Raw genomic sequence first — 21,295 nt, 5'->3', positions numbered from 1 at the left:
GAAATTATGATTTGACTTAAAGATAGATTATAATAGAAGTAAGTAAAGCTGTGTGCGTTTACAATATGAAAGGAGAGAGTAACTATGACAAATATTTATAAAAACATCTTGATACCAGTGGATGGTTCGCAACAATCCATTGATGCGTTTAAAAATGGGGTACATTTAGCCAAAAAATTAGAGAGTAATGTCTATTTAGTGCGTGTTTTAAAAGATAATAAGGATGAGGAAGAGTTAGCTGAAAATAGAGAAACATTTTTTGCTGCCTTAGAAAGATATGCTAATGGAATTGGTGTATCACTTACGAAAGAAATAGTTTTCGGTGAACCACGGACACAAATTGCTGAAATTTTAGTAGATAAGTGGGATATTGATTTAATTGTAATGGGGGCAACGGGTAAAGGGAGAATAGCAAAGATGACCTTAGGTTCCATTACAGAGTATGTTGTTCGGAATGCTAAATGTGCCGTTCTAATTGGAAGAGAATAACAAAAAAGCTACCCCTTTGTGTTAAAGGAGTAGCTTTTTTTAATTGTTTACGCAAGAATCCATTGACCAGCCCATTGTTGGGTCGTTAAATTAAACAAGCGTTTATATAATTTACCGTTAATAATGGAGTAGCGCCATTCATATTTTGCAGCAGATGGCACAATAACTGTTTCTTCCATTGGAAATTCAGATGCATTGACGGTTTGAGTTGTTGTAGGAACTACAAGAAGAAATAAGCAAAATATTATTGTTAAAATATGTAAGGTCTTTTTATTAGTCATTAGATTCTCCTTGAGGTAATTCAAAAACTGGGATATCTTCAAAACCTGCTTGATGAATATTTTCAATATTGATTAAAAAGGTATCGTTACGGTAAATATCATAAGTGCCATCTGTTTTTTCAACAAAATAGCTATTTGATGGAGTAATGGTAAACGTTCCTTCAACTTTTTCCGAATCTAAGTATAATGATTCAAAAACAATTGAGGTTGTTAGCAGAAAACCAAGGATTGAAATGATTAATAAAACAAAGGTCGAATATTGCTTTTTTTTGCTCTTTAAAATATTTTGTGAGCGATGTAAAAGACCTTCTTCTGAATTATAAGAAAAATTGACAGTTACGGGATCATAGCTGGTAATTTGTTGTGAATTCTTTTGAACTTTTAAGAGTAACTCAACATATTCGATTTTCTCTTCTTTCGAGGAGTTTTTTAACAACGTTTCATCAACATTTAATTCAAGAATATGGGCTAAATTTTTTCTAAAGAGATAAATCATCGGATTCCACCAATAGACAATGATCATCATCTCTAACATTATTTTCAACAAGACATCTTGTCTTCGAATATGCAGCAGTTCGTGTTCGATAATAAATTGAAATTCTTCATCTGTAAACATCGTATCCGGTAACAAAATAGTTGGCTTAAATACTCCAATTACACACGGAGAACTGATAAGCTTTGATTGTTTAATTGGAATAGGCCTTTTACCATCATATACAACACTATCCTTGTTATTATCTAACAAGGATGATTTAAGGTGCGCCCGGCATGGGTGACAACTTGGTGGTGAAAGTCCACTACAGGCTTGGCAGTAGGAACTGTTAGCTAAAGGCAAGGGTGTCCATCGTGAGGTGGAATCTGAAGGAAGCCGGAGGCAAACACTCGCACTGACGAACAGAAACTTCATATTAAGGCTGAACAGGGACGGACGAGCTTGCCTTACAAAGTAAAGTCCAATACTGCACGAATCCCATACAGTAGATGAAGCAGTGACATGAGTGGAAGGTTGTCATTCTTACCCGGGGAGGTCTCATCAACGATAGTTAATCGTAGTAACAACGAATGATGAGAAGTCAGCAGACGTCATAGTACTAGCCTATAGCTAGGAAGGACAGAACAATAACAATTTTGAAAATCAAGGAGGTGGATACGTCACCGATAACGCAGACAACATCGTGATTAAGTTCGAAGAGATGGCTGCCTACAGAAGGATATGCTGGAAGCAAAAAGATATGTAGGAGTGCGGAGGTGTCGTAGCACAGATATGAATAAACAAAATGATATCTTACTGATTGACCAAGTAGTCAGTCAAACAAACATGGAACAAGCTATCGCTAAAGTTCGCAAAAATAAGGGAGCACCCGGTGTAGACGGGATGACGGTTAATGAACTAGACGAACATATGGCGACTTATGGGTCAGCCATTGTTCGAAAGCTCAAGGCTGGAACCTATCAACCACAACCTGTGAAACGAGTTGAAATACCCAAAGCTAACGGTGGAGTCCGCCTTTTGGGTATTCCAACGGTAAGGGATAGAGTCGTACAACAAGCGATACTTCAAGTGATTGACCCGATAATTGACCCGCATTTCTCTGAATTTAGTTACGGTTTTCGAAAAGGTCGCAACGCTCATCAAGCGGTGGCACGAGTCATCAGTTACTACGAAGAAGGTTATCGTGTAGTAGTAGACTGTGATTTGAAGAATTATTTCGATACCATCAACCATCAAATTCTTAGAAATAATCTTGAATACTATATTCAGGATAAAGTTGTTTTAAGAATTATCTGGAACTTTCTTAAATCAGGCATCCTGGACCAAGGCTTTTATGTTGAAACGGATATGGGAACACCACAAGGAGGCCCCTTATCTCCGTTACTAGCGAATGTCTATTTACACCATTTAGACAGGGAGCTTGAGCGTAGAGGTCATAAGTTCGCTCGATACGCGGATGATTTTGTCATCTATGTAAAGAGTAGACGGGCAGGCGAACGTGTGATGGAAGGTATTACAGACTTTATTGAAGGGAAATTACGTCTAACGGTGAATAAGGAAAAAAGCCGAGTGACGACACCCACCCAATCTAAATTCCTGGGGTTTCATATTCATAATAGCACGGGAAAGTAGGATGCCGACCTAGTCAGTCGGCTAAACAAAAGTTTCGCACCAAGCTCAAGAAGTTAACTCGTCGTAATCGACCTGGGTCATTTGAAGATATAGTAGTAGAAATCAATCGAGTGACTGTAGGGTGGATAAATTACTACAAAATTGGTTTTATGAAATCTTTCATGATAGAAACTCAGAGCTGGTTGAATCATCGATTGCGACAGCTCATCTGGAAAAGATGGAAGAAAGTATCCACTCGGTATACACAACTTAGGCGACTAGGCATAGACCATGATGATTCGCTCAAGATGGCAGGGAGTCGTAAGGCTTATTGGAGACTTTCACGGAGTGAAATTTTACACCGAGCCATCACAAACAAAAGGCTCGCTATCTGGGGATTGAAGGATCTAACCTACTTATATGAGCGATAAAAGATATTTAAGTTATTGAACCGCCGTGTACGGAACCGTACGCACGGTGGTGTGAGAGGTCGACTAGTCAATTAATGACTAGTCTCCTACTCGATCAGACTATTGGAACGGTAATAATTTTTTAAAAACAATAAGAATTTTATGACGCTACCGATGACCCAAATCATAAGCAAAATATTTAATAGATTGATTTGACTATTTCGAATTGGATTTAGGAGCAAATCACGAATATAAGGCATCGTCTTTGTAGAATAGATCGATATAGAATAAGGAAATTCTACAGGAATAAAAATTCTTAGTAAGAAGATGATGCTGATAATATTAAGCACACGGGCATTAATGATTGATTGCTTACTAAAAATTTTCATTATCCAATATAAAATGATGGATAAGGGAGCAGATAATAAAACAGCGGTTATGAAAGTGTTTAAAGAAAAAAGCATCTACACACCTCCAAAATCTAGTTTTTACGCATCTCTTCTAGTAAAGCTTCTATTTTACTGATTTCTTCATCTGAAATTGAATTATTTTGACCAACAAAACCAGTCATTAAGTTCTCAAGATTAATATTCTTATATTGATTTAAAATAAAATCTTCTTGAGACATTAATGGTGCATAACTTCTCGAAAAAGCTTTTCCAATCAGAACAATATCAGCCACTTTTATGAGTTTCTTAGTTTGTAAATTTCTAAGATTTGTTTGAACGGTACTCATAACTAGTTCAGGGTTGGCTTCACACATTTGGTTAGCCGTTAGTGGCTCACCAGCATTCCATAAGATGTGCAAAATTTCTAATTCTTTATTTGTTACTTTAATTTTTTTCATAAAAAACCCTCCTTTGAGTTTTAATTATAGCATTAAAAAAAGTATTTGAATATGGTTTTGCGGAATTTATAATAAAAAAATATTACATATACACAACATTTCCACTATTTGTAAACGGAATTGCGAAAAAGATATTATTCAAAATAAAATTAAAATATGATTAAAACAGTTGACAAATTTACCGTTGTATTTTATCATATTCTTATATTAAGTGAATATCTATTGAAATCGAATAGGACAAAGAGATAGGGTACTATTATGACAGAGAGTTTGCGGTAGCTGAAAAGCAAATCTTAATAGCCTATGAAGACACAGCCTAATTCCAATCGTATATTTACCGTTTGCTACGTTATAGCTCCAGTTATCGATAACTGAATGAGGTGATAGTTGTGAAACTATCATGAAAAAAGGTGGAACCACGTTTAGACGTCCTTTAATCCTAATTAATTTGGGATTAAAGGACGTCTTTTTCGTTTCTACTTATGTCTGTTTCCATGTCTCATGTCTGTTGCTTATATTAATCAAAAATAAGAAGTGAGGATAATAAAAATGAAAAAAATGATTAAAGTTTTAATTAGTATCTTAGCCGCTTTCTTTATGTTACAAAACACGGTTTCTGCACAAAGTGATAAAGTTATTAATAATGATGAAGGGGTAGTAATTGGATTTGATGATACTTTTGCTCCGTTTGGTTTTAAAAATGACGAAGGAGAATATGTTGGCTTTGACTTAGAATTAGCTGCTGAAGTTTTTAACCGTATGGGAGTCGAATACTCTTTTCAGCCGATTGACTGGAGTATGAAAGAGACAGAATTAAATACAGGCAATATCGATATGATTTGGAATGGTTATTCAATTACTGAAGAACGGGAAAAAGTCGTACTATTCTCTGATCCATATATTGAAAATCGCCAAGTTATTATTGTACCCGTTGATAGTGAAATTAATTCGAAAGCAGACTTAGCTGGTAAATTTTTAGCTACTCAAGAACAATCGGCCTCATTAGAAGCCATCCTTGCTGAAGAAGATTTTGTTAGCAGCTTAGCAGATGAACCGATTACCTATGCAACTTTCGTAGAAGTATTTAGTGATTTGAATAATGGCCGTGTGGACGCAATTGTTGTTGACGAAACTATGGCAAGTTATTATTTAGAACAAAGTGGAGATGCAGAGAACTATCGGATGTTAGATGAAAATTTTGGTGAAGAAGAATATGCGGTTGGATTTCGTCAATCGGATGTTGAATTTGTGGAAATGTTTAATACCATACTTAAGGACATGATGGATGACGGAACATTTGCTGAAATTAAGTCTAACTGGTTTAGTGAAATTGAAGCTGAATAATAATTGGGAGATTTAGGAAGGGTGTGCCAGAATGATTGAATCATTATCCATGTTTATCCCTTTACTGGAAGGGTTTAAAACTACTTTTCAATTTTTTATTTTAACATTAATTGGGAGTATCCCATTAGCTTTAGTGCTAGCGTTGGCTGAACAACGAATGCCTCAATGGGGGAAAAAAATCATTAGGGCATATGTCTATCTATTTCGTGGAACACCTTTACTGTTACAAATGATGTTTGTGTTTTTCGGATTACCTTACGTGGGGATTGTGTTAGGTCGATTTGAGTCAGCTTTAATTACGCTTATTGTCAATTATGCTGCTTATTTTGTAGAAATTTTCCGTGGTGGCTTAAATGCCATTCCTGCTGGACAATATGAGTCTCTCAAAGTCTTATCTATTAATCGTTGGACGGGACTTTATCGCGTGATCTTACCGCAATTATGGCAAATCGTTATGCCATCGGTTGGCAATGAAGTCATCAGTTTAATCAAGGATACATCTTTAATTTATATTCTTGGCTTAGATGAATTGTTAAAAACCGGTCGTACGTTAGCTAATCAATCAGCCAGTTTACTACCCTTTGTTTATGTTGGGATTATTTATTTAGTTTTTACCGGTATTACAACCTGGGTCTTACGTAAAATCGAACAAAAAATTGCAGATTAAGGAGAAATCAAATGAGTTTAAAAGTTAGTAAGCTTTCAAAGAAATTTGGAAAAAATCAAATAATCAATCAGTATGATTTTTCCGTAACGAGTGATGAAATTACGATTGTATTAGGTGAGTCAGGGAGTGGGAAGACGACACTTTTAAGAATGATCAATAATTTGGAAACTGTTGACGAAGGTTCGATTGAATTAGATGGGACGTTTTTGGTTAAAGATGGCCAATATCAATCTGCAGCCACGATTAAAGAATACCAACAAAAGATTGGCTTAGTTTTCCAAGATTATCAACTTTTTCCAAACTTAACTGTACTAGAAAATCTTTTATTAGCTCCTCTTTCAAATAAATATGACAGCCGAGACAACTTGCTTGAAAAAGCTAAATCATTGTTAAATCAAATGGGGATTGAAGGTAAAGAAGATGTTAAGCCTTATCAATTATCGGGAGGGCAAAAACAACGGGTAGCCATTGCGCGAGCAATGATGATGAATCCTAGTTTACTATGTTTTGATGAACCCACGTCTGCTTTGGACGATAAAACGGTTTCTAAAGTGGCAGAATTAATTTTGCAACTAAAAGCTCAAGGGATGATGATACTGATTATTACACACGATCGGACGTTAGTTGAACTGTTAGGAAATCAAGCAAAAGTGGTTGAGTCAGTGGATTTCGTGTAGAAAAATAAATACTAGCACTAAGAACATGGGGAATTTATAATTATAGTGAAACCGCCAGGAGCATAGTGCTATAGCATCTCGGCTCGTCCTTAACACTATAGATAAAAAATCCCTATGTTTTTTTCGCTAAATAATTGCTATTTTGTTTATATATATGCATTTCACTATACTATTGTAAATTGGTTTCTAAATGGCTATGATAGTTTTATTGTTATTTGTGATTTGGAGGTGTGCAATGGAGGGGATCTATGCCATTGTCGATTGGTTATGGTCAAATGTTATTGGGTATTTGCTATTAGGTATCGGACTGATTTGTTCGATTAAATTAGGATTTCCACAGATAAAACATTTCGGTCAGGCTGTCAACGTGATGAGAAAAAGTATGGCACCAAATGAAGAAGAGGGTGTTTCAGCTTTCGGAACGCTGATGGCAGCTTTAGGTGGTCAATTAGGAACAGGGAGTTTAGTCGGTGTAGCTAGTGCCTTAGTTACTGGTGGACCAGGTGCCATCTTTTGGATGTGGATGACGGCTTTATTTGGTATGACCATCTCTTTTTCAGAAATAGTTCTAGGACAATTGTTTCGAGAAAAAGATCCCCATGGTGAATTAACAGGGGGACCAGCTTACTATATTCAAAAAGGTCTTGGTAATCGGCCGCTAGCAGTAATTATTTCTATTCTTTATGTGCTGGGAATTGGATTAGCCATAGCATCTTTACAGACTCATTCAATCGCAAATGCTTTTACAGGTGTTGTAGATATCCATCCTATAGTACCAGGAATTATTGTTACCATTTTGGCTTTTTTTGTTATTGTGGGTGGTATGAAGCGATTAACCGAAGTTGCATCATTGATTGTTCCTGTTATGGTTATTTTGTATTTTTTGATTGTTGCTTTTATTCTTGTAACAAATTTTCAACACATTCCTGCAATCTTTCAAATGATAATTTCAAGTGCTTTTAATTTTAGATCTGCTATTGGTGGTGCTGCAGGATGGACAATTGTGCAAGCTTTTAGAAATGGTGTAGCTCGGGGGATGTTTTCCAATGATGCTGGTAATGGAGTGGTAGCCATTATGCATGCTTCAGCTGATGTAAAGCATCCTATACAACAAGGATTGTTAGGCATGATGGGAACATTCATCACTACGATTATTGTATGTACCTTAACTGCTTTAGCGATACTTATGACCGGTGTTCTTGAAACAGGCTTAGATGGCATACTTTTACTTCAAGCTGCTTTTAAGATTGCTATTGGACCTTTTGGTAGTTGGGTGGTATTTATTATGATCTTATCATTTGGTTTTACGGCATTGATTGCCGATATCCATTACGCTGAAGCAAGTTTAACGAATATTTTTCAAGAAAACGATCGCATTCCAATCAATATCTATCGCATTATTTTGGCTATCCTATTGATTGTTGGTAGTGCGGTTCAATTAGATGTGATTTGGGCTGCTGTCGATTTGTTTGTAGGTATCATTATTTTAATCAATGTGATAGCAGTACTAAGGTTGTTTAAGTACGTAAAGTATGCTTATGATGATTATTTCGATCAAATTAAGCATGGAGTAGAAGAGCCGATATGGGAATATGAGAAAAATATTGTTACTTAAAGCGTACTACTTACACTTATCTTAGTGGAATGGAAATTTATAACTATAGGTAGTAAAGAAGACTGAACACACTTTTTAGTGAAAAGTGTGTTCAGTCTTCTTTTTTACCATCGGATCATTCCTTGGTTGAATTAGTTTGCTTTATGAAACAATTGATTTGTCTCATGGTATTTCTTTAGAATCAGAATGGCAAGTAACATAATAATTGAGGATAATAATAATACATAAATCCCAGTATAAAATGAGATATTTACATTATTATTTTCAAAAGCTAATTGGTTGGTAATGACTCGAGTGGCATTGAAATAAGTGGTAGGTAATAAATGCAGTATATGACTTAAAGGAGCTATATTGCCAGTTAGTAAAATCGGACCTACAAGTAAAACCGTTGAAATAAACAAGGTAGATAGTTGATTTTTAACCAATATTGAAATTAAGTAAACCGTGCTTACTAAAAATAAGATGGATAAAATTTGTAATATAATAGTCTTGCTAATAACTAAACTTAAAGGTAAGGTATCTATATAAGAATCAGAAAAGATATTTATTGGATAATTTAATGAACCAGGTCCATTTAGTAAAGTAGACACTAGTAAAGAAACTCCATACCAAATCATACATAAAATAAAACAGATAAAAAAGCATAATAATATCTTTGAGATTTGCCATTTTACTTGATTAACTGGGAACATGTCTTCGATGTCCATTCGATCAACTAAATTTCCACCAAAAATATTACTCAATAATGCTATTAAACATGTTGTTAAAATTGCTGGAAATAGAATATCCATCATTCGAAAAGTAAAAGTGAATCCTTTGATTTCAATTCCAGAAAATTCTGGTTCAATATTATTCTCGGCTAAGATTTCATAGGTAGCTTTTCGATTATACATACTCCTAACATACGATTCATCATAAACGGAACTACCATTCTCAATATTCGATAATACATTATCTTGAAGTAATTGAAGTTGTAAAGTCAATGATTCTGTCCAATTACCATTTTTTGCGTATTCAATGGATTGGTTACTTAAATTTAAATTATCCCTTAAGTTATCAGCTGCTATTGATATGCCTTCAAAGTCTTCTTCTGAGAGCGTTTCATTCTCTAATAAATTCTGATAATCAGAGTATAAGTTACTCATAATTTGAACTTCTTGGTTAATGGAATTTATATAACTGGTATTTTCACTGGCGTTTGAATTCATAATAGCAAAAAATAATATTATAATGATAGGTAATAGTATTGGAATAAAATTTAGTTTATTTTTAAAACTAAGTTTAAATACATATTTTACATAACTCATTTAGAACCTCCCATGGAAAGTTGTATAAGATTTTGTTCATATATTGCATAGATCTTATCGCATATTTTGAAGAAATCTTCATTTTCATGAGCGGAGAAAAAAATGCATTTACCTTTTTCTTTTTGCCTTATTAGATAGATTTTGAATTTTTCAGCACTATCTTTATCAAGGGCAAGGGTAGGCTCATCGAATAAAAAGTAATCAGCATTTGAGACATGGTAAAGTGATAGCAATGTTTTTTGTTTCATGCCTAAAGAATATTTACTTATCGGTTTGTGTATGAAAGAATTTAGTTGCCAGTGATTGATTATTTCATCAATTAAATATCTATCAGTATGCCAGATTTCATTGATTAAGTATAAATAATCCATTCCCGATAATGCGCTATTAAACCAATTAGTAGACTCAAAATAAAAAATCTTGCTTTTAGTTTCAATGGGAGTTAAATCATGATTTTTTTGTTTAAGCTGAGCAAATCCATTTTTTTCGTTCCTTAATCCTGCGATTGTTCTCATTAAGGTTGATTTTCCACTACCATTAGGCCCAACCAATCCAACAATTGATCTTGGTTCAAGTGAAAAGCTTATATTGTTAACTAGGGGGAAATCGGTTTTTAAATCTAAGGTATTAATTATTAGCATACTGCTCTCCAAAATTAATTATTTTATGTAGGTAAGTATAAATGGCAATGAGGTAAAAAAAACTTAGGTAATATTGAGCTTACTCAAGATATGATCAGGGAAATTGATTAATACTAATATCAATCATTATTATACGAGGAGTAATAAAAAATTCAGTTGACAATAATCTATGCAATAGATATTTGATATCTTATGTTTGGCTAATGTACGTTATCTATAATAATAGTAACACATCAATCGGTCATAATGAATGTTAATCCTGATATTTATTTACCATTTAACGTATAATGTAGGTATGTTTCATGAACCCAATAATTCCAACCTCCACTATAAGAATTGTATGTTGTATAACTTACGTAGTAATTATCTGGAACTTCCCTAGTGTACTCAGCAATTTGTGTAAATGCACCAGTAAATTTATTTTCATGAGAAATAAAAAAATAAGGAACAATTTTAGCTGATACTGTAGTTATCGATAATATTGATAATAGTATTATGCTGCTAATCACAAAAAAATCATTTTTATGCTTTTGTGTTTTTTATTCATTATTCTAACTCCTTAAATATTAAGTAAATTTAAGCTGACATTCAGGGGTCTAATTTATTAGTTATTTGATATTTATTATTTCTATTATTTCATTAGGTGATAGCGCTTTTCTAAATGATACTTGTAAGCAATTGTCGAATTCAATATTTTTTTGAAATATAAATATAAAAACTATACAAACAACTTTAAGTAATTTGTTAATGTTTTTCATTGTTACTCACCTTTTCTGCATTCATATTGTCAACTTAGTTAATCATAACTAAATTAACAAAGCTCATGATTAATATTTAAATATACATTAAAGGAGATTTTTTATTTATGATAGGCCATAAATTAAGACAAATTAGAAAATCACGAAATTTAACTCTTCAAGAAACAGTTAACGGTATCGCTTCAGTTCCCTTTTTATCAAGTGTCGAAAATAATAAATCTGATATAACTGTGAAAAAATTTTCAAGAATAATAGAGAGATTAAATATAAGTGAATCCGAGTTGTATCAATTATTAATAAATCCGGAAGTTGATTCGCAAAGTGATTTTAATGAAAATTTGTTCACTATTCTTAAATCAGAAGATATATTCTTGTTTGAATTAACTATAGAAAAAGAAAAAAGATATTACTCAAAAAATAAAAATATGCGACACAGGCATAATATTATATTGCTTGAACAATATAAGAACTATTGCTTAAAATCACCTATTAATGAGCAACAAATTAAGAAATTATACCAGTATTTGTATAGTGTCGATCAATGGGGTATTTATGAATGTAATTTATTTGGAAATTGTGTGATTTTTCTTTCTGCTGAAAAAATAATTCAACTTTATCATATTGCTGGCAAAAACATTGCAAAGGTTACAGATAAAAAACAATATATTCAAATTATTAGTCGCATTGGATTTAATATTGTTATTAATTTATTGGATAAAAACGATTTTCCAAATGCTTTTGATGTTATTCAAATAATAAAAAAAAATCTTGAAGAAACTGATTTATACTATGAAGTTAATAAAATTAATTACTTATATGGAGTATATTTGTTGAAAACTGGTAAAAAAAGCGAAGGCTTAACTAAGATGGAGGAAGCAATCCATTTTATGTATAAAATGGGAGATAATACAAATGCTATAGTACATAAACAAAAGATGGAATCTTATTTGAGTTAAAGTATATTTAACATCAATCTAAATAAATTTCCGATTATATTATAATTATTACATGATATTGATTGTTTACTAATATGTTTAAATAGAATTTGTCTAACAATTAATTGATTGCTGAAAACTTACTATAAGTAAATAGTCAATCATCATATTATGGCTTGTATATATATTAAAGGGAGTTTATAAAATAGAGAAGAATACATTCCAATAGTACTACTGTTTGGGACACATGGGATCTTAGCGCTCCGCCAACTCAATTCTATTATAACTTTAACGTAGCGCCAGCTAATGCTTGGCCAATAAGTAGAAGTCATGATTTTGAGTGGAGTATCGAAAATACATTTGAAGTAGCTGGATATGAAATTTTAGAAAAATAAGAGGTATGTGTATGAAAACTAAAACTCCCTTTATTATATTTATATTGTATACGCTTACCAATGTATTTATAGCATGTATAATGTTTGAAATGAATCTAGTTGAGTTAAATTTATTCATTGATAACGCTTATATTATAACCAAAGAAGAAAAGATTAACCAACATCAAGTAGACAACATAGTTGAAGAAATGACCTCTGGAACATTAGTTATTCTCAATTCTTCAGAAAAAACGGCATATCTATATGATGCTGATGTTTTAGTACAAAAGTCAATGATAATTGGCAGAAGTTTTAGTAAACAAGAGGTTAAATCGAACCAGAATGTCCTTTTGCGGGGAGTAGATCCATATATTAATGAAAAAGATTTTGAAGATATTGATATTCAGAACGAACGATATGAAGCTGTTGGATTTTTTCTTAAAGATTACTTCTTAGGAATTCCGAATATCGAAATAATACTCCCCATTGGAAAATTAGATTTTTCGAAAACCTATTCATTATTTTTAATAAACCCAACAAATAATACAAGAGATATAATTCATAGCCAGTTCTCTATAAAGACAGACAGTAGTGAGCTCAATAAGATGGATGTTAAGTTTAAAGTACCATATGTTAAAAATCGTCCAATAATTAGTCAATTACTTATCACCTTTGGTTCTTTAGTTCAAATTTTTATATTCTTCCCTTTGATTTTTTATGTGATGTCGATTAGAGAATGTCTTAGTCAATATATTATATTTAGCAATTTTAGTGCATGTTATAAGAATCTAATTAACTTAGACACTCATCTTCCAAATATAATTCTTATAGTGATGTTCCTAATAATTTGTTTTTTTACTAATATAGTCTATGCCATTATTTTCACATTTTATACTGGAATTTGGTTTCGATTATGGTCTAAAGGAATTTTAATGATTATTCCGCGGCTTCAGACCCACCTATACGCTAGTTCGGAGCAATCGATAGCCATTTGAGAGCAGCCTATTCGCATTTGGAGTCCACTTAAAAAGCCACGCATAAAGCGTGGCGATTGTTTTATTTTTCAACTTCTTTATTTTGACCTAATTTCTCTCGCATATTCATTGTACCTGTTTCAAACCAAATCGCTCTATGAACAATTCGGTCCATTATAGCATCGGCATGAACACTCCCGCCTAATCTTTGATGCCAATCTCCTCTACGAAATTGTGTACAATAGATAGTAGAGTGAGTGTCGTGGCGACGTTCGACAAGTTCGAAAATGAATTTCAGATCATCTTCTACAAGGTCATCGAGAAGCCATTCATCTAAGATTAGTAGTCCATAGTTCGAATATTTTCTCAATAAATTTGTTATTCCTTTGTCTTTCAAAGTCGCCTCGTCCCGCTCGATTAATAAATCTGGTAATCGAATGTACCGTGTTCGGATTTCTTTTTTACAGGCTTCTTTACCTAAAGCACACCCAAGAAATGTTTTACCTGAACCCGTAAATCCTTGCATAATTACATCTAATTGTTGATGGATAAAATTACAACGACCTAATTCTTGTAAAATTTCGCGATTAATGTCCCGTTTTTCATAATAGATAGTAGCTAAATCAGCATCAGAAAAGCGAAGTTTCGCCCGATTAATCAAACCTTGAACGCGATGGTTATATTTCTCTTGATAAAGCGAATCTGTCGCTAACTGTATTCTTTCATCAAATGTGAGTTGAAGCGCGCTTATGTTCATTTCCTGCATTTCTAAGGCATCTACAAATCCATCTAAATCTAATTGTCTTAGTTTACGTATTGTTTCAGCATTAATCATTTTGGTTCCCTCCATAATATTCTGGACCTCTTAGGTACCCTATATTTGACGGTTGTTGATTCGTTTGTTGTTCAAAGAAACCTTTATTCACTTTACTTGATAAAATTGAATTCAGTTGGCGATATCTCGGAGAATGAATTTTGTCTAAAGCAATTTGACAAGCAATCTCAAGATGTTCTTTTGAGTATTTCTTCGTCAAGTTTAAAACGGATAAACAGGATTGATAGCCTTGTTCTTTAATTTGTACACTTTCAAAGATTCGTTGAATCACTTTATAGGTGCAAGGACCAATACTATGAGCCCAGCGTAGAATTCTTTGGTCATTCCACTCCGGCTGATTAAAATAATCAGGTGTATGTTCAACTTGGGTTGAATAAGCATACTCTCTATACATTGGAAAACGAAGATGACTAGCAATGCGTTCTTGTTGATAATAAATTTCAACCATTTGATCTGTTACCTTTAAATCAACACTTTTTCTTATATATTGGTAGGGGCAAGAATAGTAGTTCTTTTGAAAAACAATATGACAATCATATCTTACTTTACGTCCATAGACCCATTCAGCAATTTCGAATGGAACGACTGGTAGAGATCTTAATTTATCTTTTTCATTATTATCAAAAATGAGCTTTCTACTACCCTCCCTTGTTTGAAATGGTTTAGCGTTATAGTCATCTAACTTTTCTCTTACGGCTATTTTTAATTCTGGAAACGAGTGGAAAACTTGGTGGCGTAAGGTAGCGATAATAGCTGTCGCTATTTTACCAACCGCCCCTTCCACAGCTGCTTTTTGTTTTGGCTTCCTAATTTTTGTCGGCATAATGGCCATGACATAGTGATTGGCAAGCATTTCATATTGATGATTCAGAACAATATCACCTTCTTTTGGATGTGTAATCACGCCCGTTTTTAAGTTGTCACAAACGAGCTTTATTGGACTACCACCTAAAAAACTAAACATATTTACATGACACTTTAACCAAGTATCACTTTTCGTGTCTAAAGTAGGCTCAACATAGGTCATTTGACTGTAAGGTAACGTACCAACAAACAGATATACAGGTGTAATTTCCCCTGTATTACTATCTATTAGCTTCAAATGAGAGCCGCTCCAATCAACTTGTACACTAACACCTGGTTTATGTACTAAGTGATTCGTTAATCGATATTGATCGATATATTTTTGATAATCTTCACAAAATTTTGTATAGCCAACAGCTATTTCGTTCGATTTTCGACAATTATCGGTATACTCTTGCCATAAAAGTTTTAAAGTGACACCAACTTTCTGTAATTCTTTATGAATCACTTCGTAATTTGGATGCGCATACATTACTTCCGATTGATAACGATCTGGGAAAAAAAGACGATAGACTTGATTCTCAGACATTGATTCGATGTCTTGAAAAGACACATTTAGTTGACTAGCCCTTTGAAACACTTGACTGACTGAATTGCGACTGATATTTTGTGACTTAGCAATCATATTTCGAGATAAACCTTGATCTCGATACAGCATGATTACCTTTACAGGTATTTTTCTGGACATAAAAATATCCTCCCTTATGTATTTTGGAAGTAATAAAACTTCCAATTTAACTATACATAAAGCAGGAACTTAAGTGGACTCAAACCATGAATCAGTTGTCCTAAAGTGCGTATTCAATTTTCGTTTTACGATTATTTGACTTATCCACAGGTGGACTCCAAATGCGAATTGAGTGCTCTGATAGCGCGAAATAATCATTTTAATGTATTTTTGGAAGAGGGTGAAGTTACTTGTTTAGAATATTTACTGGAATTATAAAAGAAAACTCGCGGTATTTTATCATGCTTTTCATTTTTTTATTTTTCTTGTTGTCTTCTAATGTATTATATGGCACTCTTTTTTTTGAACATGTCAGTGATTTCACTGATTTACAAATTACTTCAAATTCTTATTATTTGAGTTCAGTCAATTCAGAACCTTTCTCAAAAGATATAATCAATGAGATACTTGATATTCTGGCTGATTATAATTATATTTCCTCAATGTCTTTACCACCTCGAGAAATTGAATCTGAATTTTTTGATCAGCAGCTAATATATACAAATACTTATGAGTATAGTTCAATATACTTAGCAGATAGTGATTTTGGGATACTAACTAACAATATCACATTATTAAATGATAATGAATATTCATTCATGCCTTTTAAAGATAGAGAATATATAAATTTATATTCGACCGAATATAATAATATATACTATTTTATCAATAAAGATGAATTAAACCTGCTTTTAATGGATGCGTATGGAATTGATGAAGCTTTTAATGAATTTTTGAATCACCTATACTTAATTAATCCCTCACTAGATGAAGTAACTCACCTTAAAAGTGAATTGAACAAGTTTGGTGACTTTTTAAACATCAATATTTTTTTAAATCCTAAATATAATTCACATATTTCATCCACTAGAACTATTTCATACATTTATTTTTTAACTATCATCTTAACTATCTTGGGATTGATTCTATCTCAAAATTTACTGTTAAGGAAAGTTAAAAATTCTGAATTTTCTTATGTGGGTTTTCACTTGCTAAAATCTTATGATAGCATTCAAAAGATGTGGGTTTTATTGATTTACACACTATATTTTTTTAGTTCAGGATTCTCAGTCATGCTAAACTACTATTTATTTGATTTAAGATTCAATAACTTATCTTTTATTTTATCATTAACCACAAATCTCATCTTTTTGTCTTATTCATTAACCTATCTATTTAAAAATATATCCAATATCTGGGGTCGAGAGGGGAGTGAGTTCAATGAATGAAACAATTTCAATCGAAATAAATAATCTTTCGCTTAATGATGAACAATATTTGAATTTTTCACATACATTTAGATTAGGAGAACCTACAGTTATCACAGGAAAAAGCGGTTCAGGGAAAACGACAATCTTGAAATATTTAATGGGACTTAAACAGAATCACAAAGTTCAAATTGCATTTAATGGTAATATAAAGGAAGAGTCTGCACCTATTTTTCAAGATTTTAAATTAGTATCATATTTATCTGGCTACAAAAATGTTTGTTTACCTTTCGAGCTTAATAAACTTGAAATTAATAAATCAGAATTAGAGAGATTAATCTCTCAATTACAAATTGATTTTTCTTTAAAAAAGAAAGTGAATAAACTTTCAGGTGGCCAACAACAAAAATTAGCAATTTTACGAGCACTTTTTCAAGATAAGGCAATTATATTAGGGGATGAAATTACCTCAAATTTGGATCAATCTTACTCAGATTTTATAAGTGATTTCATTTTGGAAAGGTATTCAAATCGAATAATAATTTTAGTCTCTCATGATCCAATTGTAAAAGAGAAATGCAAGCATCAGATTGAATTATAAGCGGGGTTATCATTGTTTAGATGTTATAATAAGGACCAAAAATTAGAGGTTACAATTGTACAGTAAATTAACACCGGAAGTTGTTGTAAATGATTGGAGTTACACCTGAAATGATTAAAATGGAATGAATTAGGATTTGGAAATGTCGATGTTGGTTTAAAAATTGAAGAATTCTATCTGCTATGCTGTGAAAGATAATGCGCCTAATAAGCCGAAATCAGCTATGTTACTGCGAAAATACTGAATGAGTTAATCAAAATCATTTAGAGGAGCGATAATGGATACGCAAAGACCTTCGATCTTAAATGAGAGAAGAGAGCGGATTAAGACAATGACAAGTCATTATCTTAATTTATGAATATTTATTCTTGTATATTTGGGTTTACATAATATATATTATATTATTTTTATATTAAAAAGAACTCAAACTAAAAAACTACCAAATAAATATCACTGTTTCTAAGCTCATTTCAAATGACTTTGTGGATACTAATCCACGAAATGAACTTTAAAACGGTGATATTTTTTAAATGGATTATTTATCTCGGATTACATCTTTTACACGGCACATATCCCATGCTAATAATTTGATCATAATCGTTCATTGGCATTTTATTATGTTCAGCCATATCATTGACACTTGAACAATCGGCATAATGGAATTTACCCGTGTTGGTATTTACAATATATGTAGCTGCTACTGGTGGTTCTTCAACTGTTTGAGGTTCAGATACTAATGATTGAGTGGCTGTTGGTTCATCTGCATTTAAACTACCATCACGATTATATGAATAATACAGAGTTGTTTCTGTCGGTTTATATGCCGAATTTCCAGTTACTGTTTGAGTAATTTCTGATCCTTCAATACTTAAGCCAGTCCCATAATCAATGGCAATTCCAGATTGCCGATTGGGTATATAAATATTAAATTCCAGGCTTTCTCCATTATCCTCTAATGAAAACCCTTCCATGAAAACGCCGCTAGCTAAGACATTCCCAGCTTCATAAAATGGAGTCACACGATATCTCACCGTTAAACCTGATTCAATGGTCATTGCAACAAAGTTTTCAAAGGGAATCATGCCGTCTGCATTAAACTCCCGTGTACCTGTCATCAAATTCAACTCGGGATTCCCATCACCAATCAACTGAAAACCAATTAAATGACTTCTATTATAAAGGTATTGGTTGTTGTATTTGACTTGCTGCCAACCACTTGGTTGAATATTTGACACATTTTCTCGGACCTGTGTCGGCATTAAATCACTGGTTAATACTGCATTGGCAGCACCAACACGTCTATATTCATCTAAAAGACTAAATTCAATCCAAGGATCACTATCCGTTAAATCCTTATCTGTAAAATAAGGAATATTATCATTAATTACTGTGTATAATTCCCCTTCAGAAACAACAGGTGACTTTTCAGGCAATTGTGTTGTTACTGAAAAACCCGCACTATCAATCACTTGATCTTGTGCCATAACTGAACTGACCGTTGGAAACAACAAACTAATCAAAATAAATATCTTCACTAAGTTCAGTTTTCTAAATATGTTCACATTACTCATCTCTTTCTATAAAACGATTGTTTAACTTATAATAGACAATCTTTCCTATATAATTGTAAAATAAGTTAATCGTTTGTGAACAAAATATTTAATGATAAATATTTTAATATATCAGTCATTCTATGCCCAGTATTTTTACTTACTCTGCACTCTGAATCTGATATAATCGACCTTGGTCTGTAATCGCATAAATTGCACCATCCGTCCCGACATGAATATCTCTAAAACGTTGCTCTTCATTGGCTAACAAACGCTCTTCACCAACAACCCAATTATCTTCAATCACTAACCGCGCTATATGACTACCAGCTAAAGCACCAATAAACAAATTATTTCCCCATTCAGCTATCACATCACTATCATAAAAAGCCATTCCACTGGGAGCAATTGACGGATCCCAGTAGTAAATCGGTTCAGTAAAGCTGTCCCCACTCGTCTCCCCTTCATTTATCGGTGCACCTGAATATTCAATCCCATAACTCACTCTTGGCCAACCATAATTAGAACCAGCTTCCAAACGATTCACCTCATCGCCGCCCTGCGGCCCCATTTCACTGATCCAAACCTCTCCAGTCTCCGGATGCATATCCATCCCTTGTACATTTCGATGACCATAAGTAAATATCTCTGCTAAAGCATGCGCATCATTGATATAGGGACTAGCTTCCACCGCTTGGCCATCAGCTGTAATATGAATGACCGTTCCTAAGTATGCTTCAACATTTTGTGCTTCTTCTCGAATGCCAGCATCGGAGCGTTCACCAAAACTTACGTATAAGTTACCCTCATTATCAAAGACAAGACGGCTCCCATAATGTAAATTTCCATTATAAGCAGGTTCCGCTCTAAAAATTACCTCTGTATTTTCAACTTGTGTTTCATCCTCACTTAAAAGACCACGACCAACAGCTGTTACCGTACCATCTTCAACATTTTCAGAGAAAGTGAAATAAATTAAACGACTTTCTTTAAAGTCTGGCGCTATCGCTACATCAAGCATTCCACCTTGACCACCGTTATTTACTTCAGGAAAACCAACAATGGGTTGTCCAAGCTCACCTGTTTCGAACGAATAAATAAGCATATTCCCATCATTTTTTTGTGTAATCAGTAATCGACCATCCGGTAATTCATCCATACCCCAGGGGGAATTTAACGCTTCCGTAATAACATTCACATCATATTCTGCTTCAGTTTCAACAGCTTGGGCGCGTGTTTGTTCAGGGAAACGCGGTTCATATTCAGTTACAGGAGGTTTTGTTTCAACGCCCTCTTGCGCTTGAACAAGCGTAACAATCATTTGGCTACCTAAGAAGGATAAAACAACCATGCTCTTGACTCGTTTCGATTTATTTTTCATCAATAATCCACCTTTCTTGAGCTTAGTAACATAACTAAATTAAGCGTAACATATTTGTATATGCTTGAAAAATATTTTACTCTATCTTTACAAACACCTAATCCGTGGTTTAAAATATACCTAAATCAACATTTTAGGAGGTGTCCTATGACTAAGTTAACCATTCGAACAGCAACAACGCTTGATGCAGCAGCCATTCAAAAAATCTATCAACCCTATGTAGAAGAAACTGCTATCAGTTTTGAATATGAAGCTCCCGACGCAGCCGAAATGACTCACCGTATTCAAACCTATTCAAATAAATACCCCTACATTATCGCATTTGATGAGAAGCAAAAAGCTGTCGGATTTGCTTATGCAACACCTTACTCATCTAGAGCTGCCTATGAACCAAGCTGTGAGGTCAGCATTTATGTAGCACAAGACTCTAAAGCTAGAGGTATTGGGCAACAACTGTATGATGTGTTAGAATACCAACTGACCATTCAAGGACGCCGAAATTTGGTTGCTATTATTACTGCATCCAATAAAGCTAGCCTTAACTTTTTTGAAAAAAACCAATATAAACAAGTTGGTTACTTGCCACGCATCGGCTACAAATTTGATCAATGGCATGATGTAATCTACCTAATAAAATCATTTTTACCCGAATAAAAAAGAAGAACTCTTGCTATTTGCAGGAGTTCTTCTTTTTTTGCAATCACAA

Annotated in this window: 20 protein-coding genes and 1 pseudogene; 12 read left to right on the top strand and 9 right to left on the bottom strand. The window is 33.3% G+C overall.

Translation table 11 applies throughout. The features are described 5' to 3' along the window. Positions 1-84 precede the first annotated feature (84 nt). Positions 85-489, top strand: coding sequence for a universal stress protein (locus NRE15_RS02200; protein WP_313793986.1), 405 nt, complete (start codon positions 85-87; stop codon positions 487-489). Between the two features lie 47 nt (positions 490-536). Here the strand turns inward: NRE15_RS02200 and NRE15_RS02195 are convergent, their stop codons facing one another. Together NRE15_RS02195 and NRE15_RS02190 are read right to left on the bottom strand one after the other, a co-directional pair. Beyond that, on the bottom strand, positions 537-770 hold the full coding sequence (locus tag NRE15_RS02195) for a hypothetical protein (protein ID WP_313793985.1): 234 nt from the start codon (positions 768-770) through the stop codon (positions 537-539). Then, complete coding sequence (locus tag NRE15_RS02190) at positions 763-1,515, bottom strand: M56 family metallopeptidase (protein ID WP_313793984.1); 753 nt, start codon at positions 1,513-1,515, stop codon at positions 763-765. The genes NRE15_RS02195 and NRE15_RS02190 overlap by 8 nt, the downstream gene beginning before the upstream one ends. Positions 1,516-2,034: 519 nt before the next feature. Between NRE15_RS02190 and ltrA the strand changes: the two genes are divergently transcribed. Beyond that, positions 2,035-2,895, top strand: coding sequence for a group II intron reverse transcriptase/maturase (gene ltrA / locus NRE15_RS02185; protein ID WP_313793305.1), 861 nt, complete (start codon positions 2,035-2,037; stop codon positions 2,893-2,895). Between the two features lie 86 nt (positions 2,896-2,981). Then, positions 2,982-3,305: pseudogene (locus NRE15_RS02180) on the top strand (group II intron maturase-specific domain-containing protein); the annotation flags it as partial. Between the two features lie 460 nt (positions 3,306-3,765). Here the strand turns inward: NRE15_RS02180 and NRE15_RS02175 are convergent. Further along, positions 3,766-4,131, bottom strand: coding sequence for a BlaI/MecI/CopY family transcriptional regulator (locus NRE15_RS02175; protein WP_313793983.1), 366 nt, complete (start codon positions 4,129-4,131; stop codon positions 3,766-3,768). Between the two features lie 549 nt (positions 4,132-4,680). On the opposite strand from NRE15_RS02175, the gene NRE15_RS02170 reads away from it, so the two are divergent. From NRE15_RS02170 to NRE15_RS02155, 4 genes are all read left to right on the top strand, one after another. After that, on the top strand, positions 4,681-5,475 hold the full coding sequence (locus NRE15_RS02170) for an amino acid ABC transporter substrate-binding protein (RefSeq protein ID WP_313793982.1): 795 nt from the start codon (positions 4,681-4,683) through the stop codon (positions 5,473-5,475). Positions 5,476-5,506: 31 nt separating this feature from the next. Then, complete coding sequence (locus tag NRE15_RS02165; RefSeq protein ID WP_313793981.1) at positions 5,507-6,142, top strand: amino acid ABC transporter permease; 636 nt, start codon at positions 5,507-5,509, stop codon at positions 6,140-6,142. Between the two features lie 11 nt (positions 6,143-6,153). Continuing rightward, on the top strand, positions 6,154-6,819 hold the full coding sequence (locus tag NRE15_RS02160; RefSeq protein WP_313793980.1) for an amino acid ABC transporter ATP-binding protein: 666 nt from the start codon (positions 6,154-6,156) through the stop codon (positions 6,817-6,819). 235 nt (positions 6,820-7,054) lie between these two features. Continuing rightward, positions 7,055-8,434: an alanine/glycine:cation symporter family protein gene (locus NRE15_RS02155; protein ID WP_313793979.1), complete on the top strand. Its 1,380-nt coding sequence runs from the start codon at positions 7,055-7,057 to the stop codon at positions 8,432-8,434. Positions 8,435-8,565: 131 nt separating this feature from the next. Here NRE15_RS02155 and NRE15_RS02150 read toward each other — a convergent pair whose 3' ends face one another. Next, positions 8,566-9,741, bottom strand: a complete 1,176-nt coding sequence (locus NRE15_RS02150; RefSeq protein WP_313793978.1) for a hypothetical protein — start codon at positions 9,739-9,741, stop codon at positions 8,566-8,568. Then, the gene (locus NRE15_RS02145) at positions 9,738-10,382 is read right to left on the bottom strand and encodes an ATP-binding cassette domain-containing protein (protein WP_313793977.1); all 645 of its coding nucleotides are present in this window, start codon (positions 10,380-10,382) and stop codon (positions 9,738-9,740) included. The genes NRE15_RS02150 and NRE15_RS02145 overlap by 4 nt, the downstream gene beginning before the upstream one ends. Before the next feature lie 865 nt (positions 10,383-11,247). Between NRE15_RS02145 and NRE15_RS02140 the strand changes: the two genes are divergently transcribed. Further along, entirely contained in the window at positions 11,248-12,096 is an 849-nt protein-coding gene (locus NRE15_RS02140) for a helix-turn-helix domain-containing protein (protein ID WP_313793976.1), read from the top strand. Positions 12,097-12,481: 385 nt separating this feature from the next. Continuing rightward, positions 12,482-13,444 (top strand): hypothetical protein, encoded by a 963-nt coding sequence (locus NRE15_RS02135; protein ID WP_313793975.1) that lies wholly within the window; start codon positions 12,482-12,484, stop codon positions 13,442-13,444. Positions 13,445-13,505: 61 nt separating this feature from the next. Here NRE15_RS02135 and NRE15_RS02130 read toward each other — a convergent pair whose 3' ends face one another. Both NRE15_RS02130 and istA read right to left on the bottom strand, forming a co-directional pair. Beyond that, on the bottom strand, positions 13,506-14,273 hold the full coding sequence (locus NRE15_RS02130; RefSeq protein ID WP_313793974.1) for an ATP-binding protein: 768 nt from the start codon (positions 14,271-14,273) through the stop codon (positions 13,506-13,508). Further along, positions 14,251-15,810 carry an IS21 family transposase gene (gene istA / locus NRE15_RS02125; RefSeq protein ID WP_313793973.1) on the bottom strand — a complete coding sequence of 520 codons (1,560 nt, stop codon included), beginning with the start codon at positions 15,808-15,810 and terminating at the stop codon, positions 14,251-14,253. Before istA ends, NRE15_RS02130 begins: the two co-directional genes overlap by 23 nt. A 230-nt stretch (positions 15,811-16,040) precedes the next feature. On the opposite strand from istA, the gene NRE15_RS02120 reads away from it, so the two are divergent. Then, positions 16,041-17,078, top strand: coding sequence for a hypothetical protein (locus NRE15_RS02120; RefSeq protein WP_313793972.1), 1,038 nt, complete (start codon positions 16,041-16,043; stop codon positions 17,076-17,078). Further along, the gene (locus NRE15_RS02115; protein ID WP_313793971.1) at positions 17,071-17,658 is read left to right on the top strand and encodes an ATP-binding cassette domain-containing protein; all 588 of its coding nucleotides are present in this window, start codon (positions 17,071-17,073) and stop codon (positions 17,656-17,658) included. Before NRE15_RS02120 ends, NRE15_RS02115 begins: the two co-directional genes overlap by 8 nt. Before the next feature lie 539 nt (positions 17,659-18,197). Here the strand turns inward: NRE15_RS02115 and NRE15_RS02110 are convergent. Continuing rightward, positions 18,198-19,220, bottom strand: coding sequence for a DNA/RNA non-specific endonuclease (locus NRE15_RS02110; RefSeq protein ID WP_313793970.1), 1,023 nt, complete (start codon positions 19,218-19,220; stop codon positions 18,198-18,200). Between the two features lie 148 nt (positions 19,221-19,368). Then, positions 19,369-20,589 (bottom strand): PQQ-dependent sugar dehydrogenase, encoded by a 1,221-nt coding sequence (locus NRE15_RS02105; RefSeq protein ID WP_313793969.1) that lies wholly within the window; start codon positions 20,587-20,589, stop codon positions 19,369-19,371. A 147-nt stretch (positions 20,590-20,736) separates the two neighbouring features. Between NRE15_RS02105 and NRE15_RS02100 the strand changes: the two genes are divergently transcribed. Next, complete coding sequence (locus NRE15_RS02100; RefSeq protein ID WP_313793968.1) at positions 20,737-21,243, top strand: GNAT family N-acetyltransferase; 507 nt, start codon at positions 20,737-20,739, stop codon at positions 21,241-21,243. Positions 21,244-21,295: the final 52 nt, after the last annotated feature.

Origin of the sequence: Fundicoccus culcitae (assembly GCF_024661895.1) — a bacterium.
GTDB lineage: Bacteria > Bacillota > Bacilli > Lactobacillales > Aerococcaceae > Fundicoccus_A > Fundicoccus_A culcitae.
Note: the sequence above shows the minus strand (reverse complement) of the source record. Positions and strands in the feature narration are given on the sequence as shown.

What these genes read in the sequence shown, in the direction of transcription:
- NRE15_RS02200 (WP_313793986.1), top strand. Translation starts at nt 85, where the DNA reads ATGACAAATATTTATAAAAACATCTTGATACCAGTGGATGGTTCGCAA.
- NRE15_RS02195 (WP_313793985.1), bottom strand. Translation starts at nt 770, where the DNA reads ATGACTAATAAAAAGACCTTACATATTTTAACAATAATATTTTGCTTA.
- ltrA (WP_313793305.1), top strand. Translation starts at nt 2,035, where the DNA reads ATGAATAAACAAAATGATATCTTACTGATTGACCAAGTAGTCAGTCAA.
- NRE15_RS02175 (WP_313793983.1), bottom strand. Translation starts at nt 4,131, where the DNA reads ATGAAAAAAATTAAAGTAACAAATAAAGAATTAGAAATTTTGCACATC.
- NRE15_RS02170 (WP_313793982.1), top strand. Translation starts at nt 4,681, where the DNA reads ATGAAAAAAATGATTAAAGTTTTAATTAGTATCTTAGCCGCTTTCTTT.
- NRE15_RS02165 (WP_313793981.1), top strand. Translation starts at nt 5,507, where the DNA reads ATGATTGAATCATTATCCATGTTTATCCCTTTACTGGAAGGGTTTAAA.
- NRE15_RS02160 (WP_313793980.1), top strand. Translation starts at nt 6,154, where the DNA reads ATGAGTTTAAAAGTTAGTAAGCTTTCAAAGAAATTTGGAAAAAATCAA.
- NRE15_RS02155 (WP_313793979.1), top strand. Translation starts at nt 7,055, where the DNA reads ATGGAGGGGATCTATGCCATTGTCGATTGGTTATGGTCAAATGTTATT.
- NRE15_RS02150 (WP_313793978.1), bottom strand. Translation starts at nt 9,741, where the DNA reads ATGAGTTATGTAAAATATGTATTTAAACTTAGTTTTAAAAATAAACTA.
- NRE15_RS02145 (WP_313793977.1), bottom strand. Translation starts at nt 10,382, where the DNA reads ATGCTAATAATTAATACCTTAGATTTAAAAACCGATTTCCCCCTAGTT.
- NRE15_RS02140 (WP_313793976.1), top strand. Translation starts at nt 11,248, where the DNA reads ATGATAGGCCATAAATTAAGACAAATTAGAAAATCACGAAATTTAACT.
- NRE15_RS02135 (WP_313793975.1), top strand. Translation starts at nt 12,482, where the DNA reads ATGAAAACTAAAACTCCCTTTATTATATTTATATTGTATACGCTTACC.
- NRE15_RS02130 (WP_313793974.1), bottom strand. Translation starts at nt 14,273, where the DNA reads ATGGAGGGAACCAAAATGATTAATGCTGAAACAATACGTAAACTAAGA.
- istA (WP_313793973.1), bottom strand. Translation starts at nt 15,810, where the DNA reads ATGTCCAGAAAAATACCTGTAAAGGTAATCATGCTGTATCGAGATCAA.
- NRE15_RS02115 (WP_313793971.1), top strand. Translation starts at nt 17,071, where the DNA reads ATGAATGAAACAATTTCAATCGAAATAAATAATCTTTCGCTTAATGAT.
- NRE15_RS02105 (WP_313793969.1), bottom strand. Translation starts at nt 20,589, where the DNA reads ATGAAAAATAAATCGAAACGAGTCAAGAGCATGGTTGTTTTATCCTTC.
- NRE15_RS02100 (WP_313793968.1), top strand. Translation starts at nt 20,737, where the DNA reads ATGACTAAGTTAACCATTCGAACAGCAACAACGCTTGATGCAGCAGCC.